This is a genomic window from Paenibacillus sp. FSL L8-0494 (genome assembly GCF_038003695.1).
In the GTDB taxonomy this organism is placed as follows: domain Bacteria; phylum Bacillota; class Bacilli; order Paenibacillales; family Paenibacillaceae; genus Paenibacillus_AQ; species Paenibacillus_AQ odorifer.
Map to the genome: position 1 here is coordinate 3,681,985 of NZ_JBBOPQ010000001.1, position 18,544 is coordinate 3,700,528.

At 42.6% G+C, this 18,544-nt stretch carries 13 protein-coding genes and 1 pseudogene; 12 read left to right on the plus strand and 2 right to left on the minus strand.

The features are described 5' to 3' along the window. Positions 1-99: 99 nt before the first annotated feature. Together NYE35_RS16725 and NYE35_RS31440 are read left to right on the plus strand one after the other, a co-directional pair. Positions 100-273: a hypothetical protein gene (locus NYE35_RS16725; RefSeq protein ID WP_179087750.1), complete on the plus strand. Its 174-nt coding sequence runs from the start codon at positions 100-102 to the stop codon at positions 271-273. Continuing rightward, the gene (locus NYE35_RS31440; protein ID WP_076099123.1) at positions 260-463 is read left to right on the plus strand and encodes an ATP-binding cassette domain-containing protein; all 204 of its coding nucleotides are present in this window, start codon (positions 260-262) and stop codon (positions 461-463) included. The genes NYE35_RS16725 and NYE35_RS31440 overlap by 14 nt, the downstream gene beginning before the upstream one ends. A gap of 116 nt (positions 464-579) precedes the next feature. Here NYE35_RS31440 and NYE35_RS16730 read toward each other — a convergent pair whose 3' ends face one another. Beyond that, positions 580-1,296, minus strand: a complete 717-nt coding sequence (locus NYE35_RS16730) for a galactose-binding domain-containing protein (RefSeq protein ID WP_249267696.1) — start codon at positions 1,294-1,296, stop codon at positions 580-582. Then, positions 1,273-2,421, minus strand: a pseudogene (locus NYE35_RS16735) (glycosyl hydrolase family 8); the annotation flags it as partial. The gene NYE35_RS16730 and the pseudogene NYE35_RS16735, both read right to left, overlap by 24 nt. A 975-nt stretch (positions 2,422-3,396) precedes the next feature. Between NYE35_RS16735 and NYE35_RS16740 the strand changes: the two are divergent. The 10 genes from NYE35_RS16740 (at position 3,397) to NYE35_RS16785 (ending at position 18,486) form a co-directional block, all read left to right on the plus strand. Further along, a complete protein-coding gene (locus NYE35_RS16740) occupies positions 3,397-4,338 on the plus strand; it encodes a hypothetical protein (RefSeq protein WP_076099121.1) in 942 nt (313 codons plus the stop codon). Positions 4,339-4,447: 109 nt separating this feature from the next. After that, positions 4,448-11,245, plus strand: a complete 6,798-nt coding sequence (locus NYE35_RS16745) for a putative Ig domain-containing protein (protein WP_341121700.1) — start codon at positions 4,448-4,450, stop codon at positions 11,243-11,245. A gap of 200 nt (positions 11,246-11,445) precedes the next feature. Beyond that, on the plus strand, positions 11,446-12,123 hold the full coding sequence (locus NYE35_RS16750; RefSeq protein ID WP_036677049.1) for a response regulator transcription factor: 678 nt from the start codon (positions 11,446-11,448) through the stop codon (positions 12,121-12,123). After that, positions 12,120-13,136 carry a sensor histidine kinase gene (locus NYE35_RS16755; protein ID WP_094900717.1) on the plus strand — a complete coding sequence of 339 codons (1,017 nt, stop codon included), beginning with the start codon at positions 12,120-12,122 and terminating at the stop codon, positions 13,134-13,136. Before NYE35_RS16750 ends, NYE35_RS16755 begins: the two co-directional genes overlap by 4 nt. Positions 13,137-13,214: 78 nt before the next feature. Continuing rightward, a complete protein-coding gene (locus NYE35_RS16760) occupies positions 13,215-13,937 on the plus strand; it encodes an ABC transporter ATP-binding protein (protein WP_440971520.1) in 723 nt (240 codons plus the stop codon). Then, positions 13,934-14,707, plus strand: coding sequence for an ABC transporter permease (locus tag NYE35_RS16765; protein ID WP_076296618.1), 774 nt, complete (start codon positions 13,934-13,936; stop codon positions 14,705-14,707). Before NYE35_RS16760 ends, NYE35_RS16765 begins: the two co-directional genes overlap by 4 nt. Further along, positions 14,704-15,462 carry an ABC transporter permease gene (locus tag NYE35_RS16770; RefSeq protein ID WP_341121703.1) on the plus strand — a complete coding sequence of 253 codons (759 nt, stop codon included), beginning with the start codon at positions 14,704-14,706 and terminating at the stop codon, positions 15,460-15,462. The genes NYE35_RS16765 and NYE35_RS16770 overlap by 4 nt, the downstream gene beginning before the upstream one ends. A 294-nt stretch (positions 15,463-15,756) precedes the next feature. Further along, positions 15,757-16,341, plus strand: a complete 585-nt coding sequence (locus tag NYE35_RS16775) for a TetR/AcrR family transcriptional regulator (RefSeq protein ID WP_232061372.1) — start codon at positions 15,757-15,759, stop codon at positions 16,339-16,341. Positions 16,342-16,498: 157 nt separating this feature from the next. After that, positions 16,499-17,368: an NAD(P)-dependent oxidoreductase gene (locus NYE35_RS16780; protein WP_076106684.1), complete on the plus strand. Its 870-nt coding sequence runs from the start codon at positions 16,499-16,501 to the stop codon at positions 17,366-17,368. A gap of 65 nt (positions 17,369-17,433) precedes the next feature. Beyond that, positions 17,434-18,486, plus strand: a complete 1,053-nt coding sequence (locus NYE35_RS16785) for an LLM class flavin-dependent oxidoreductase (protein ID WP_036677037.1) — start codon at positions 17,434-17,436, stop codon at positions 18,484-18,486. Positions 18,487-18,544 lie beyond the last annotated feature (58 nt).

The window sequence follows — 18,544 nt, forward strand, 5'->3', positions numbered from 1 at the left end:
GTGGATGAGAACGATCCATTCGGCTTTTTATTTCTAGGAATTTAGTATTGAATTATGCAAAACACTTGTAAAACGATGATGTAAGAAGACAGTACATTTTTGGAACATATGCCGGAGCATCCGATCGTATTTAATCTAATCTTTCAAAGCTCACAACTGGGTGATATTTACACGATACTGCTCATGCTAGATCAGCAGGGCGATATCAGCCAACCGTATTATTTTGAACGTGAGATGTGCCAGATTAAAAAATATAACTATGTGCATCCTTGAAAAATCAATTACGGCTTTGATCGGCCCCTCCGGTTGCTGGAAATCAACCTTGTTGCGAACGATAAATCGAATAAATGAACAAGATCAGGATATGAGAGTGGAGGGAGGCATCCAGATTTCGGGATATTTAATCTTTAATAAAGAGATACGAGCAAATGTCGCAATGGAAATGGTTCTTATTCTCCTATAATCGAAATGAAGTCCATATAGCTGCACATCCAGTGATAATACGGTTTATAGAACCGTCGCTGCCCTAAGCAAAAGTAACAAAGCCTGACGGATTCATATCCGCCAGGCTTTGTTCAATTAAGAGCCGTAAACCTCGAAATCGAATATTGAATATCCGTATACGGTCCCTCTAGCAGTACACAGCACTCTGACGTAACGTCCGCTATTTGCGGTAAATGTAATATCGTCAATAGAACCATTACCGGTCGTTGTTACGTAAGTATCCGTCCATGTTGTTGCGTCGTTAGACACCTGAACTTTGTAGCCTTTAGCGTAAGCATCTTCCCAATTCAACTTGACGCGGTTCACACTTTGGGTTGCACCCAGATCGACGTAAATCCATTCATTGTTGCTTCCTTCCATGCTCGCCCAACGGGTAGTGGAGTTGCCGTCTGTTGCCTTGGAAGCTTCAAATCCTGCACCTTCGATAGAGCTGGCTACCGCTGTCTTACCTAGCGCAAGGTTGGTGTTGTCAGGAGAAGTTGCACTTGTAGTTGCTGTTGCGGTATTGCTGTTAGCAGACAGGTTGCCTGCGGCATCGACAGCTTTCACCGTATAGCTGTAAGCTGTCGATGCGGTAAGTCCGGTATCGCTGAAGGATGTGTCTGTAGGTGCGCCTACTTCCACGCCGCCACGGAAAACCCGATAGCCTGTTACACCGACATTATCTGTGGAAGCAGTCCAACTCAGATTAATTTGGCTGCTTGAAGCTGCTGTTGCGGTCAGATTCGTTGGATCCGAGGGAGCTTGTGCATCCGCTGCACTGTAGGTAGGCTTCCACCAGTTCCCCGAGATGAACAGTAGGTTCAGCATGTTAAAGGAGTCGCTGAAGTAACTTTCCTTTTTGTTCTTCATCCAGTCCCAACCGGCATTGACCCAAGCTTGATGCGTGCTGGTAGTCGTCGCTGCGGAGATGAAAGGCGCTACGAATACCGCTGTTGCATAAGTACCGCGATTCGAACCGTTCAGTTGGTAACCGTCCTTCACATTGTTCGGATTGTTGCCTGTTTTTCCTTTGATCCATACCACCATTTTATTAGCGATATCCTTACCGCGGGTATCTCCGTACAAGGCGTAATCCATTACGATCCGAAGTGGTACACGGCTTGCATTGTAGTTGTATTCATTTGTTTCAGGGAACTCTTCCAAATAGTTTGGGGGAGCCGGCTTAGGCGGGTTGCCTACCACGAAGTCCGATATCAGACCTGTGCTAGACGAATAAGCTGCTGTAAATTGGCTGTATACGTTATACAGATTGTTGATGACACTTAGCCAAGTTGAATCTCCAGTTACTTCATTGAAAGCCCGTAGATGGCTGAGCATCCAGTCGGAGGGACGGGTATTCAAGGCGCTCTTCGTATCCCAGTCACCAAGGTTCAGCCTGTTGTTAGTTGTCACATTGCTAAGCTTAATAGCGCCAATCATCTTTTTGGCTTCAGCCAAATAATTGATCGTTCCGGTCGAGCCCCATTGGCGATCAGCTAGAATAAGGGAGTAAGCGATATCGAGGTCCCCGTCTGTTGCCGAACCGAAGTGCCCTTGAGCCCCAGTACTATCTGCTACTACCCATCCCATCAGGTTCGGGTTGTTAGAGCTCTTGAACGCTCTAGCCGTTTTGAACAAACCGTCATAGATTGTTCTGGAATTCGTATCGTAACCGGCCATAAGCACGGTAATGACCATACCGTATCCTTGGCCTTCCGATGTGCCTAGCGGATCGAAGCCGTCCGCTTCGCCAGTAATGTCACCTTTTACATAGTATCCTCCAGGCAGCGAGGACAGGTTGTTTTTAAGATAAGTAGCCTTCCAGTAGTCATAGTAGGAAGCTACAGAACTATTCAACGAGGATTGACTGACGTGGTTTGGTTTAATGATACCCGGATAGCTGACTTGTTGAGGAAACGGTTTCAATTCACCCGCTCCATGAGCTTTTGGTTGAAGCGGTGCAGGTGCGGCTAATGTCGATAGAAGCATAACCGCCGAAAGCATAACAAGTAACATCACTTTCATTGTGCCTGAGGTCGATTTCAATGAGTACATAAAAATTCCTCCTTAAGTGATGGTTAGTTTAATTAACGTCAATGAATTCTCCTTCCCTATAGAATGATCTCCAAAGTAAAACGCTTAACAATAAGTGCTACACACGCTTATAATGTTAAAGCGCTTTAACTTTAGGGCGGAAGTGACATTTACTTATATGCTGAAAAAGATTTGGAGATACGTGCTTCATTAGGGAATCATCGCATCCTCAACGTTACTATTAACACTTTCATTGTGCCCGAGGTCGATTTCAATGAGTGCACAAAAATTTCTCCTTAAGTGACGGTTTTTAATTAACGTCAATGAATCCTCCTTCCCTATAGTCTGATCTCCAAAGTAACACGCTTAACAATAGATGTTATTTAAGCCTATAAAGTTTAAGCGCTTTAACTTTAGGGCGAAGGTGACATTTGACTTATATGCTGAAGAGATTTGAAGATATGCGCTTCAATAGGAAATCATCGCATCCTCAACGTCACTTTTCACCTATAGGTAGAAATTGCTAACCCAGCAGCATTACTTATGCTCAAATGTATCACAACTATTTTCGCCGTGTCTAGGTGTTTGTGAATAAAATTTAAAAATTAATATCCATAAATAAAAGCGTTTACACCAAACGACAGTTCCTTTTTAAGATATTGATCCCCTAGTACACACAAAGTTGCGAACTAGGACTGTTTTTTTATAAGTCAAATTTGTTCTAATTCAGTCTAAATAAGCGCTTACATTAGGGGGTGGCTAAACTTACAATAATGTCTAACCATTTAAATTTGGGAACTTCTCCTGCAACGGGGAAGAATTTCACTGTCATGGCTTTCATGCAAAGCTAGGTTGAATATTGGAAAGGGGGCTGTCATGGGGATTACAAGACGAAAACCAACAGTGATTATCTTGTTTACCGCTCTGATTGTTCTTGCTTTACTCATGTTGGGCTTAACTAACAAAAAGGCGGAGCTGCCTGAAAACTGGATATTTACCGTAGATGGATATGCAGTAACAGAGGAAGAATTTCATTTCTATGTAACAGAGCAAAGAGCTGTAACAGCAGACTATTTCTTCAGAACTTATGGGGCTCAAGTAGATGAGGGCTTCTGGACACGTAAATACGGCAAAAATCATGAAACCCCCTCTGAATACGCCAAAAATTCTGCGATGACTGCATTGCTAAAAACCAAGCAGGAGCAGTTTATTGCAGATGAGCGGGGGATCGCCCCTTACAAAAGCTTTGATGAGCTAGAATCCGACATGGATGATGAAAATGTTAAGCGAGCTAAGATGGATGATTCAGGAGAGACATACTATGGGCTGCCTCAGTTTGATTTATATCAATACATGCAATATTTAAGTGGCGCCCGTTGGCCGGATTTGGTAGAAACCCAGGTTAAGAAAACGAAAATGAGCAACGCGGAGTTACAAGTTGAGTATGCATCAAAAAGTGCGGAATATACTCGTGTTGCTGATAAATTAACGGCTGCGTTAGCGACAACGGGGCAGGCCAAGAAAGAGAAAGTGCTAAATCGTTTGGATATATCCAAAGAAGATACCGAGTCTCTTAAGTTCTGGGAGTCATTAGCTGCTGCTTCTGTAGGTGAGACAGTAATCGGTAAATATATGGACGAGGATGTCATTGCCACATTAATCACAAAACCGGAAATCACCAAGCTTAAACTGGAAGAAGTGAAAGATTCCATTATATACGAATGGGCGGAATCTGACTTGCGAGCGTTAATAACAAATACGAATAAGTTGAAGATCGTGTATAACGGTAATCGATTCAGTGAATTAGTAGTGAACTAGAATAGTTAGTTTTTAAGTTTATAAAAATCTTTGTCTATTGAGATTTCCATAGATACAGATTTTTTTATAAAGTATAAATTTATTAATTTCAAAGGGAGGAAATTTTGGAATGATACGATCGAAATGGATGCAAAAAGCTTTGTCGATAGTTACGGCAACAACGTTGGCATTCCCTGGTCTGTTCGGCTTGGCGCCTTCATCTGAAGTATCAGCTGCGGGAGGGGGCGAATCTTTTGACTCCGTTGTACTAGAATTGACACAAGCCGCAGGTCAGGCAGGCAGGGTAAATCTTTCCTATAAAGGTTCGCCTTTAAGCAGTCTGGTTAAAGGACCGGTTATTGACGAGGTAAGTTATGATTCCAGCAATTCGCATCTTTTAACTGTTAATAATCAGGGTAACATTACTTTATCTAACGGTTATACATTTGCGTCGCCAGGTGCCCCGGGCGTCCCGGTGACAATCACGGCCACGGCAGGTTATTACCCTGACTCAGAAGTGTTATTCATGGAGGACTTCGAGAACAACAATGGTCCGATGACATCTATGAGCAAATTAGGCTCGTCCTTCACGCTGTCCGATGCACAGTCCCGCTCTGGATTGAAAGCGATTACACCATCGGATGATACGAATAATGAAAAGGTAGCCCAGGACGTGGCATTGCCGGCTGGCAGCAATTATAAGATGACGGCATGGTATTTTGACCCGTATCCTAATGAGGAGAAGACTGCGACGGATAGAACGCAATTTGCTATTGTAGATGGCAAAAATGCCACCTTTGCCGGGACATTCTATCAAAGTTCAGAGGCTGATGTTATTCATAACCCGACGAAATATACTTGGGCTTATGAACCATCATCAGCGGGTACAGCAGGCAACCGTTGGAAAGATAGCGGGGCTTTACGTTCCACAGGCTGGCATAAATTCGAGTGGCTTATTACACCGAATGGTGCGACGTTACAAATAGACGGAACATTAATATCCGATTCAGCGCAAAGTGATATTTACAAAGCTATGAAGAGCGGTACAACCATTCAGCCTAAAATAGCTGGAGGATGGAATAGCCAGTCAGGGAACAAAGCTTATATTAAAAATAAACATCTAATTGACGATTTTTATGTTGTAAAAGATGTGGCTACAACAACAGGTACCAGAACATTAACAGTGAATTTGGTACCTCCCGGCGGATTGCCAAATTTAGAAATAATCACTCAGCCAACAAGGGCAGAAGTGAAACAAAGTGAGACAGCAACATTTAGCATTACGGCATCAGCCGCTGCTACTGCTTATCAATGGTATGTATCTGATGACGAGACTGGCTTGAGCGGGACAAAAGTCAGCGGAGCTGATAAGGCAGTATTAACACTTTCCAATGTGGACGCAGCTTCACAACAAGGCAATTTTTATTATTGCGAAGTCTCCTCGGCAGAGGGAGTTGTGGTGAAATCCCATGCTGTACCGTTGTTGATAACCACCAATACGCAGGTGAATGCACCAATTAATCCAACGCTTGACTCGGATACGGGTATTTATAATGGCGCTTCCAATTACGGCGATACCCTTGTAACACTGTTCAAAGACGGTGGACTTGTTGGTTATTATTTATCGAAAAATGGGGGTCCCGACCAGCCTAACAATCATGAAAGGCATCATGTTCTGCCCTATGCAAGGGCACTGGGAGTGGGCAACTACACTGTTACAGCTATTGTCATAAATAATGCGGGAGATATCAGTGAAGAAGTTGCAGCATCCGGAATATTGAAAATCGAGAAATTGCCTACACCGGCAAATGCCAGATGGAACGGCACATACGCTACATGGGATCGCGTCGCTAACGCATCTGCCTATTCGGTTCAACTCTTCAGTAATGGAGTGGTTAATGGAAGCCCGATTGCAGCGACAAGCAATGATACGGCTTTGTCTCCGACTTTAAACGATACCTTTAAAGTAAAGGCAAACGGCAACGCAACGTCACGATTCTTGGACTCTGATGAATCAGGGGAGAGTGCACAATATTCAGCGAACATTGCGCTAATTCGCCAGAACGATACATTACGGGCAGGAGATAGAACGCGGTTAATGGTTGACACAGCTGATGTGTTCGTTGCTGATAACATCAGCTTCAGTCCGGCGGATCAAGACAAGGATAAGATTGAAGTTGATGATGCCGGATTCGTGACGGTTAAGAAAGGTTATATTCCGACAGGGAACGAAGAAGTTACTGTACATGTGAGCGTTGATTACTTCAATAAGGCTGACACTAAATTTTACGATGGATTTGAAGGGGAGAAGAAATTTTCAAATGGTGCGAACGGATATATTCACAGCGATGTGATGTCCCGTACCGGAGGAAAGGCCGCGACATCAAGCGGCGCCGGTCAGGTGGCGACTGTTCCAGGTACCTATAATTACGCCCCTGCAACCGGTAAGACAACAATCGTTACTGCTTGGTACTATGATGATGGCAGAGCGGCTTCCAATGACCACGCTGTCTTTGGCTTAACCCCATCGTCCAATGAACATATCGCAATAAATTATGGCAATGGAGATGGTGACTGGACGGCAAATCTGACCAATTACGCAGTCAGACCCGGTTCATCCGGGAGATTCTATCCTGTAGATGTCAAGCGAAGTGAAGGCTGGCATAAATTTCAATGGTTCGTTACATCAACAGGAACAACCTATAAAATTGACGGACAAGACATTCAAAGGCAATCAACAGATGGCGGAAATTTTGATACCCTAGTTAAGAACAATATTTCCAAGATCGATGCATTGCAGCTTGCTACGAACTGGGGCAACAAGGCTGGAACGGTTAAGGATATACAGAACAGGCACTTTATCGATGACGTATATGTTATCGATAGTGGAATAACAGCCCAAACCGGAACATCTTCTATTACGCTAAAGCTTTTGCCCAAAGAGTATAGCCACTTGGAAGACAGCACATATGTTATGGGTCTGGACGACTATAATATCACCGTAAATCCTGATTTAGCAGATCTAGCTGGAGTGGAGATCGGCGCTGTAACACTGCAGCGGGATGTGGATTATACGGTTAGCGGTAATGTATTGAAAATTAACAAAGAATCATTCGCAAGAAATAATATCGTGCCGGGGAAATATACCGTTAGACTTGATCTGTATCCTGCCGAAATCACATTCGAGTTGAACATTGTACCCCTTGAAGTCCGTGATTATTATTTCTCCAATAACGGTGACGATCATGCAGATGGACGCACACCGGCTACAGCATGGAAATCAATCTCCAAAATTAATGAATATGTATTTATGCCAGGTTCAACCATTTATCTGGATGCGAATAGCGTATGGAATGAACAAATCAGACTGCGTGGCAATGGTGAGGAAGGAAATCCGATTACGCTTACAAAATATAATACGACCGACCCTAACAAACGCCCGGTAATTAATGGTGGAGGAACAGCGTCGAGCCCATCTGGCATTTCCTTAAACGGTACCATTGAGTTATATGACGTTAACTATTGGATTGTCAGTGGAATTGAAGTAACGAACATCGGCAATGCGGCAGGTGACGGCCGTTCCGGTATCGCTGTAATGTCACGGATTTCCAAGCTGGGACAAGGACAGTTTAATATTCAAGATTATGCTGATGCTCGTATGCAAGGAATCGTCATTCGAGATAACTATGTTCATGATGTTAATGGGCTGCACCAAGCAAATGGAGCAAGTAAGGTATCCGGCGGCATCATTATTAATGGTTATGTAGATATATTGGTTGAAGGCAACAAAACCCTTCGTTGTGATAACGAAGGTATTCGCAATAATGCCTACGGGCCAAGCAATCCAGGGACTAATAACACAGGTATTACTTGGAGTAACTCAAGCTATCCTTGGGCATCCAACGCTGTGTTTAGAAACAACTGGGTTTCTAGTTCGGTTGGAGATGGCATTGTCATGTCCGGCGGGAACAACTCCCTTGTGGAACGAAATGTGGTCACAGACAACGGTTATAGCTATTTAAGCGATAAGAGCGGCAATCTGGTTACGAACTGGGGTCCAAATAATACAACACCAACATATCTAGGTTCGCAAAACTATGCAGCAGCGTGGATTATGGCAAGTAAAGGCACCATCTTCCGCTATAATGAAGCTGTGGATAACCCTTATCATGCAAGTAATGACGGTATGGCTTGGGACATTGACAACTATTGTCAGGACAATGTGTATGAATACAATTACAGCCGAAATAACTATGGTGGTTGGTACTTACAGATGAACGCTGCCAAGGGCAATATCGTTCGCTATAATATTAGCGTGAACGACGGCCGCAGTCCGGATTTTAACAAGAGTTTTAACAGTCTAATATTGCTTGCAGGAGGTTCTTCAACGAGCGAGGAATTAAGTGGCTTATACTATAACAATGTTATCGTCACACCATTGAAGAATAGCAGTTCGTTAGTATTTGACCCGACAGCCTCCAACTTGCACATTTATTTCCAAAATAATATATTTGCCTACACTGGGGCAAACAACCAGGTTGGTCTGAAAGGCGGGGGAACATCAGCTCCATTTGCAACCGGACGGTTTACAAACAACATTGTATATCCGGCTAATCTTTTTGACAGTATGAACGCAGGTGGAGGCGGATATCTAGGTGCAGGCGTAACAGCAACAGACAACCGCTATGTAACGGAAGAGGAACTAAATTCTATATTAAATGATTATAAATCTGCGCCGGAACATTGGATTACCAACAGCGGAACAGTGGATGCCAAGCTTGATTACAGTGCGATGAACGGGTTCCGTCTTGCTGATGGTAATAACCTGGCCTATGGTGCAGGTGCCGAGATTGTAAGCCCATATGTGGATCGGGCGAACGCTCTGCCTCATATGACGGAGAGAACAGACTTCTTCGGCAATCCACTTAGCGGAAGAACGCCTTCCATCGGCGCGCACAACCCTTATGCGGTAACTTTTGATTCCAATGGTGGCAGCGAAGTTGCGATGAAGTTCGCTGATATGGGCGGGACAATTACCGAGCCAACAGCGCCAACAAAAGAAAAAACTGTTTTCGGCGGTTGGTATCAAGATACAGGATTAAACGATGCCTGGAATTTCGTTGCTGATCCTGTTACAAGGGATATTGGATTATATGCGAAATGGGTTGAAGACGCAGGTACGGCACCAACGATTACGACGAATTCGCTTGCGGATGGCAAGGTCGGACAACCTTATTCGGCAGTTCTTACGACTGAAGGCGATAAGCCTATCAAATGGGCCGTTGTAGAGGGACAATTACCATCAGGATTGAGCTTGGATGAAGGTGCAGGTGTTATCTCTGGTACACCGGATCAGTGGGGTCAATTTACGTTCAAAGTTCAAGCAAATAATGACGCAGGCAGTGACACAAAACCTTTCAATATAGTGATCACTGAAGATGTCTCAGTTGACACAGCTCCGGGGATTATTACTAAGAATTTGCCAAGCGGAAAAGTTGGACAACCGTATACGGTAACACTAGCGGTATATGGCAGCGAACCGATTACTTGGAAGGTCCAGGGAGGAGATTTGCCAGTAGATTTGAACCTAGATGAAGCAACAGGCGTTATCTCGGGTACGCCTCAAGAGACAGGATATTACGAATTCACGGTTGCAGCAACGAATGACTTTGGTATAGATGAGCGAGTATTGAGCATCGAGATTAAAGAGGATAAGCCAGTTGTTACAGCTCCGGAGATTATCACTAAAAATTTGCCAAACGGCAAAGTTGGACAACCGTATACGGTAACATTAGCGGTTTACGGCGACAAACCGATTACCTGGACAGTGAGTGATAATTATTTACCTGCTGGGCTGAATCTAGAAGGAGCTACGGGTGTTATTTCAGGCGTGCCTACTGAAGCGGGAACTTACAAATTCAATATTACGGCTTCCAATTATGCAGCTATGGATACGATAGAGTTAACTATTGTAATTACTACAAATGACAGTGGTGGCAATAATGGCAATAACAATGGCGGCAATTCAAATGGCCACAGCAGTACGCCGACTCCTTCGCCAGAGTTATCAGTAGCGGAGCGTATTGATGCTACAATCAAAGAGCAGCTGAAGAAGGGCAATTCCATTGCATTGACGATGTCAGCCGGAAAAGATGAGCTTGAGATTCAAAGCGATACGATCGGTGCGATTATTAAAGCTGACAAACCGCTAATCGTTACGAATGACACCTTATCTGTGGAATTGTCCGCTGAATTGTTGAAGCAATTGAATACAGGAAAGCGGATGAAGGTTGTTATTAAACCTGTAGATGAAAGAGACGGAGCTATAGGGCGGGGATATGAATTGAAGATCTTCGCGGATGGCCGGGAAGTAACGGATTATACAGGGCTTATACCCGTAATCTTCGATCTGTCAAAAGAGAAGTTGTCGACAAACGATCTTAGCATGTTATGCGGTGTCATGCTTCGATTGAACGGTAATATGGAACGTTTAGGCGGCAACTATGACCATGAGACAGGTAAATTTACCTTCAAGGCAAAAGGACTAGGCTATATCTTCGTTACAACCAAGCCTGAACCTGTGAAATTGGAATTCACTTTAGGGAAGACAGGGTATAAATTAAACGGAATCGAAATGAGTATGGATGTTGCTTCGATGGTAGTTAAAGGCAGAACGTTAGTGCCACTGCGCTTCGTTGCTGAGAGCTTAGGAGCAAATGTAAGCTGGGATAACGTTACGAAAACCGTAATGATTACCTTGAAAGGTCAGACTTTGTCGATTAAGATCGGTGAACTTGCACCAGGAATGGATGTAGCAGCTGAACTTGTAAACGGTCGTACTATGCTCCCATTACGTTTCATTGCTGAGTATTTTGGTGCAAATATATTCTTCGATAATACTTCGAAATCTATTAGTATCATGAAGTAGTATTCCTAAAATTAGCAGCTACGCACGAAACCCTCTAACATGCACTGTACGTTAGAGGGTTTTCTAGTGTGCGCCAGGCATGGACGATAACTTGGCAGTGAAAGTCCGCACGAACTATATAATTGTCTTAACTGGAAACAATTCTTTAGATTGTGTTAATCTGTCTAATAGTGAACTCGATTTAGAGAGAGGGAAGTTACTTGAAAAGAAACGTGTTATATATTGAAGATAATGAGAAGATAGGCAGTTGGGTAAAGGAAGAATTGGAACAACGAGGATTTTCAGTACAATGGCTACTTTCTGGTGAAGGAGCTGAAAAAGAAGTGAATCAGCATGAAATCGTTATTTTGGATATCATGTTACCCGGTTTAGATGGATTTACTGTGGGAAAACGATTAAAAAAGGCAGCTCCTGTTGTTCCAATTTTGTTGTTAACTGCTCGAACATCGATAGATGATAAGGTAGAAGGGTTACAATTTGCTGATGACTATTTAACGAAACCATTCCATACGGATGAATTAGTTGCTAGATTAGAAGTATTAATCCGTCGAAAGGGCGGAACACATTCCGAACGTATTTCATTAGGGAAATATATTGAAGTAGATCCAGAAGTTCAAATGGTATTTGACAAACACACAGGAGAAGAAATTATATTGACAGGGAAACAACATCATATTTTAATGTACTTCTTACGCCATCCTAATCAAGTTTTACCAAAAGAACAAATCTATGAAGCCATCTGGGAAGAAGCTTATATAACAGGTGATAAAACATTAATGGTACATATCCATCGACTGCGTCAAAAGCTGGAACGTCATCCAGACTCCCCAGAGATTATTGAAACGTTGAAGGGAATAGGCTATCGGGTGAAACTATGAAACAGACTAAATCATTATTTCGTCGTTTTCTAAAAGGACATTTTCTATTTATCTTTTTACCTCCGATCATACTTATTTTCTTATCTGCGTTCATTGAGTCTCCTTTTAATGAAGAAGAGCTGAATAAGTTAAATTATTTTTACGTTGTACTTCTTTTGTTTGGTTTTATTATTGTCGCATTTGTGGTAATCTCTTGGATTTTCTTCTTGAGACTTCGTAAACGTCTTAACCGCTTACAGGATGTCATGTCATTTTCAGCTAATCATAATTCATTTCCTAAACCAATAGTTGTTCAAAGTGATCGTATGGATGAAATAGACCAGTTAGGCAGTTCTTTTAATTGGATGATTCAACAGCTTGAAGACAGTCGCAAGCGAGAACATGAAGAGGAATTGTTACGACATCGACTCATCGCGAATTTATCTCACGACTTACGAACACCGCTTACCATTTTGAGAGGACATGTCACCCGATTAAATAAAGAATCAATGAGTCTAGAAGGACAAAACTCATTATCAGAGATGAACCATACGATTACTAGAGTCGGAGAACTAATGGATGATTTACTTTCCTATACATTGCTTACATCAGGAAAACATCCTTTTGAGCCCACTTCAACAGATATTGGACGTTTAGTAAGAGCATCTGTTGCTGCGTGGTATCCTGTATTTGAAGAAAAAGAAATCCAGATCGAGGTTGATTTACCGACAGAGGCGACTTTTTATTGGGAAGCAGATCCTAAATGGATGACACGGGTTCTTGATAATTTATTTCAGAATATTCTTCGACATGCAGCAGAGGGGAAATATGTAAGCATTGGGGTTGATGTAGAAAAAGAACAGATCATTGTTGCAGACAGAGGTCCAGGTATGGATAACTCATCCTATGAGCGTGGGGCGGGGATTGGTTTATCGACTTCAAATTATATGTTAAAAAAAATGAAACTGAAAGCTGACTTTACATCAAATGAAGATGGCACAAGAGTAGCTATTGGTAGAGAGAGCTTAACCTAAAGTTAACCCAGAAGTAAATAGCAGGATAACCGAGATGTAACTTTGCTTCTTTATAATTAGAACCATAACAGAAGGGAAGTGTTATGGTTGCTTACAATTAATAACTTAGTCAAACATCGCGGAACTGTGGAAATCTTATCAGGTATCAGTTTTAAAGCTAGACCTGGTAGAGTAACTGGTTTTTTAGGTCCAAATGGGGCAGGTAAAAGCTCTACGCTTCGTATCCTGCTTGGGTTAGATCGTGCCACCTCAGGGAGTGCGCTAATCAATGGAAAGCCATTCGCAGAACTACATAATCCTATAGCAACAGTAGGTGCCGCACTTGATGGATTTGGAGCTCATCGTATGCGAACAGGACGGGCACACTTGCGTTGGATTGCTCGTGCCGCAGGATTGTCTAACTCACGTGTCGAGGAAGTTTTGGAAATAGTAGGTCTTACTAATGCCGCTGGAAAAAGAGTTGGGAAGTATTCTCTTGGTATGGGGAGAAGACTTGGAATTGCAGCTGCGCTGCTTGGTGATCCAAAAATATTGATTTTAGATGAGCCCGTAAACGGGCTCGACCCAGAAGGAATTCGTTGGATTCGGACATTTTTACGTGAACGTGCTAAGTCTGGAAATACGGTGTTATTATCCAGTCATCTAATGGGAGAGCTTGCAGAGACCGTTGATGATGTGGTGATTATTAAGCATGGAACCATCGTTGCAGATGGAACTTTGGAAGAAGTAATAGGTAACTATTCCACGCTGGAGGAAGCCTTTTTTGCCCTGACATCTGAAAATGCAGGTGATGTTGTATGAGGGCATTCAACGCGGAACTATCTAAATTGATCTCCCTGCCAGGCATTTGGCTAGCCTTACTTATTGGAGCATTTGCTCCGGCAGCCATTGCTGCTTTGGACAGCATAGCACAAAAAGAGGAGATTATAGCTGGAGTTAGCACACGGCTATCGGAAGTTGGCTATATCGGGTTAGCTCTTGGTGTGCAAGGTGTTATTATTCTTGGTGTGCTAGCTGTTAGCAGTGAGTATTTGACAGAGAGCAGTGAATCTGGTGGAGGACAACAGATTACAACGAGTTTAACTGTTGTTTCATCCCGAATTCATTTTTTGCTGGCAAAAGCAGGTGCTGTGACTGTGATCAGCATACTGCTTTGTATTGCTGCTATTATGACAACTGTGTCAGCAACGCATCTTATTCTTGGTGAATATGCCCCTGCATTTGAATGGTCCAGACTTATCGGTGCAGTTTGTTACTGGACATTTACTGCTCTTCTAGCACTTGGGATTACTTTTCTAACTAAGAATGGCATCATCCCGCTAGCTGTGCTCATAATAAATTCATCCGTTGTATCATTTAGTGTCCTGTTGTATAGGGTTACAAAGTTGGCGTTTTACTTACCAGATAGGGCTGGCGCTGAAATGTTTATGTTTACGGACAACACGTCCACAGGCAGTTTATTCGACGGGTTTCACACCCCCTACACAGGCGGTTTAGTCATGTTTGCCTGGGTAGTCGTTGTTTTCATTGTTGCAGCTGTTGTATTCCATAGGAGGGATGTAGCAGCATGAGTGTCTCATCTAGTAGAAAGATAACACAAATCCTTGGTGCTGAACTGGATAAATTAGTTACATTACCATTGATATGGCTCACTCTTTTGGTTACATTCCTTCTTAATTTAGGTTTAGCCGCAGCTTTTACTTCTGTTGATCTACAAGAGGCAGCAGGAACGCAAAATATACTGAATACAGGACTTTCTTCTATGGGATATCTTCAAGCAGGGTTTATTATTCTTGGTATATTAACTACTTGTTCGGAGTATACAGGGGGACAGATTCGAACTACTTTAACTACGATACCTTGGCGAGGGTTTCAATTATCCACGAAGTATTTGGCCTTGGCCATTATAACCATTCCTGCGGCGTCTATTACTATTGCATCAGGTGTACTATATACCTTTATCATGATGAAAGACACAGCAGTAGTGATTGAAATAGACGAAATGATAAAATCATTAGCAGGTGCAACAGGCTATCTAACTTTAACCACACTTCTCAGTGCAGCTATAGGTGCTTTATTAAGACGAACTACTCCTGCTTTAGTGGTACTGCTTGGCTATTACTTCATTGTCAGTCCATTGTCGAAAGATTTTCTACACAATACTAAATATTTTTTTCCAGATACAGCAGGTTATTATATGTTTATGCCGCCTTCCTCCGATGAAATAAATGTCCTTACACCAATGGAAGGAACAGGTATTTCAATGTTATGGACACTGATCTTTATTACAGCAGCCATTGTATTTTACCGTAAACGAGATGCCTAACTCTGAACTAGCTGATATGATCATTTAACTAGATCAATATGCAACAAACATTAATGTTTGAATAAAAGATGTTTTTGAGCAATTCAATGAATAAGTATTTCATCTAAGAACGGACACCAATATGAGTGTCCGTTTATTTTATAAATCAAAAGAATAGTCTGGATTAATGACATAGTCTAGGATTTTAATAATAGAAAATAAATGTACAAATATCGCAAAGAATCATGAGCGAAAGTTCTGCTCACTTTTTTCTGGACTGATCAGTTCGGATATGTTATATTTCAATGACGGGAGGTGTTACTTATCGCTAGGACAAAAGAATTTAACAAAGATCAAGCGCTGCATCAAGCCATGCTATTGTTTTGGAAAAAAGGATACGAAGCGGCTAGCATACCAGATTTACTAGAAGTGATGGGCATTAGCAGATCCAGCCTTTACGATACGTTTTCCGACAAGCAAACCTTGTATACAGATGCCCTTGAGCATTATAAAAAGGGGAATTTCAATAAGCAGGCTATTCTTGAACAGGCATCAAGCGTTAGAGATGGAATTCTTCAATTTTTTGAGTATCACATTGCTTCAGCATACGATACCAGCCTGCCGGGCGGATGTTTTGTTACGAATGTAGCTACAACATTGGAGTCGCCAGATGAAAAAATTAATGAGTTGATAAAGACTAGTTTTTTGGAATTAGAGCAAGCTTTTTGTGACCTTTTAGAAAAGGGCCAGCAACGGGGAGAAATTGATAAAACGACTGATATCAAAGTGTTATCTTATTTATTGCTGAATTTACATCAAAGCATAAATATTATGGCCAAAGCAGATCAGCACCCGGAACGTGCAAAAGAGATGATTAGCTTTGTAATTGCAGGAATCTAATTTTTTTTAATTATTTTGGAACGATCGTTCCGTTATTGTGTTCCCCATATTATGAAGGTGATAATTGAAAAGTATATGTTAGACTATATTTTTTTTGATTATTTCGGAACAATCATTCCGTTATTCAGAATTCCATCAAAATAAGGAGAGGTGTCTAATGAAAGTATCGTTTATTGGGCTTGGAAATATGGGGCTCCCAATGGCCCAAAATCTATTGAAAGCGGGTTATGAATTAGTCATCTTTAATCGGACCCCTGAAAAAGTTGAACCCTTAATGAAACAGGGAGCACGATATGCCAAAACACCGCTAGAGGCAGTGAAAGAAGGCAATCTTGTAATTACCATGCTTTCTGATGATGCTGCTTTGAAGGAGGTCGTCGAGGGACCGAATGGTGTTCTGAATGGATTATCGGAAAATGGAATTCACATCTCTGCCAGTACAATCAGCGTAGATCTGGCTCGAAAATTATCCGTCTCGCATGCGGAGCGAAAGCAACACTTTGTGTCTGCCACGGTGATGGGGCGCCCAGATGCCGCTAAAGAAGCTAAATTGCGTATTATTTTAGCTGGTCCGGAACAAGCAAGACAACGGGTACTTCCCGTTTTAACAGCAATGAGTCAAGAGATAGTAGAGATTGGGGATCACGGCGAAGAAGGGAACGTTGTAAAAATTGGCGTTAACTTTCTAATTGCTTCAATGCTGGAAGCTTTGTCGGAAGTGCAGCTAATGGTAGAAAAGCACGGTATTGATTCGTCCCAATTTATGAATGTTGTAAATGCTCTTTTTCAGTCTCCAATATATCAGAACTATGGAGCGATCATGAGCGAACAGCGCTTTGAACCGGCCGGTTTTAAAATGAAGCTTGGGTTAAAAGATGTTGCATTGGCTATTGAGGCAGCGAAGTCCGTTCAAACTCCTCTACCTTTAGGTCAGCTTATCCACCATCACTTGTCTGAGGGAATTGCCAATGGTTATGGTGAGTTGGATTGGACGGCTTTAATCCGTTGTCTTGAGCATTCTTCTTAAGAAATTGGGTTGTCACCGATGATGTCGGGCAAATTGCAAGAGAAAATATTAAGGAGAGATTAACTATGGAAATAGGTGTTACTTCGTTCATAGAAACAAAGCCAGATACTGAGACCGGAGTTGTGATGAGTCACGCACAACGATTACGTGAAGTCGTCGAAGAAATCGTCCTTGCGGATCAGGTAGGACTAGATGTGTTTGGCATAGGTGAACATCATCGTGAAGATTATGCAGCTTCATCACCAGCAGTGGTGTTATCTGCTGCGGCCCCCCTAACAAAGCGGATTCGATTGACGAGTGCTGTGACGGTCCTTTCATCAGCTGATCCTGTCCGTGTGTTTCAGGATTTTGCCACGCTGGACGGCTTATCCAATGGACGTGCCGAGATTATAGCGGGCCGGGGTTCCTTTGTTGAATCTTTTCCGCTTTTTGGTTATGACCTGCATGACTATGAGGATTTATTTAATGAAAACATTGAGCTGCTTCTGAAAATACGGGAATCTGAGAAAGTAACATGGAGTGGAGGACATCGATCAGCGATAAATAATCTGGGTGTATACCCGCGCCCTGTTCAGCACTCTTTACCCGTATGGATTGGTAGCGGCGGTACTCAGGAGTCTGCCGTACGTGCAGGACTTCTGGGTCTGCCATTAGTCCTGGCGATTATCGGTGGAAACCCAACCAATTTTGCGCCGCTTGTACAACTGTATAAAAAGGCGGCAGCTCATGCCGGACATGATGTTTCGCGGCTTCAGGTAGGTTCACATTCCATTGGATTTGTTGCAGAAGATACGGAACAGGCGGCAGAACTCTTTTTTCCGTCTACCCAGTACGGTATGAATAAGCTCGGTAAAGAACGGGGGTGGGCGTACTATGATCGTTCCAGCTATGATGCTGCCCGACGCTTTGATGGTGCGCTGTATGTAGGGGATCCGGAAACAGTCGCCCAAAAAATTATCCATCTGCGTAAGCATGTAGGGATTACACGATTCATGATGTATGTTCCCTTAAGTACGATGCCGCATGAGTTGGTTATGCGGGCTATAGAACTGCTCGGTACAGAGGTTGCGCCGCGAGTACGAGAGGAAATTGCCAAGTGGGAAGCTCAAATGGGATAAGGATTATCTATGAATAAAACGTAAACGAACGAATTCATTATTTTATTTGGAGGGATTA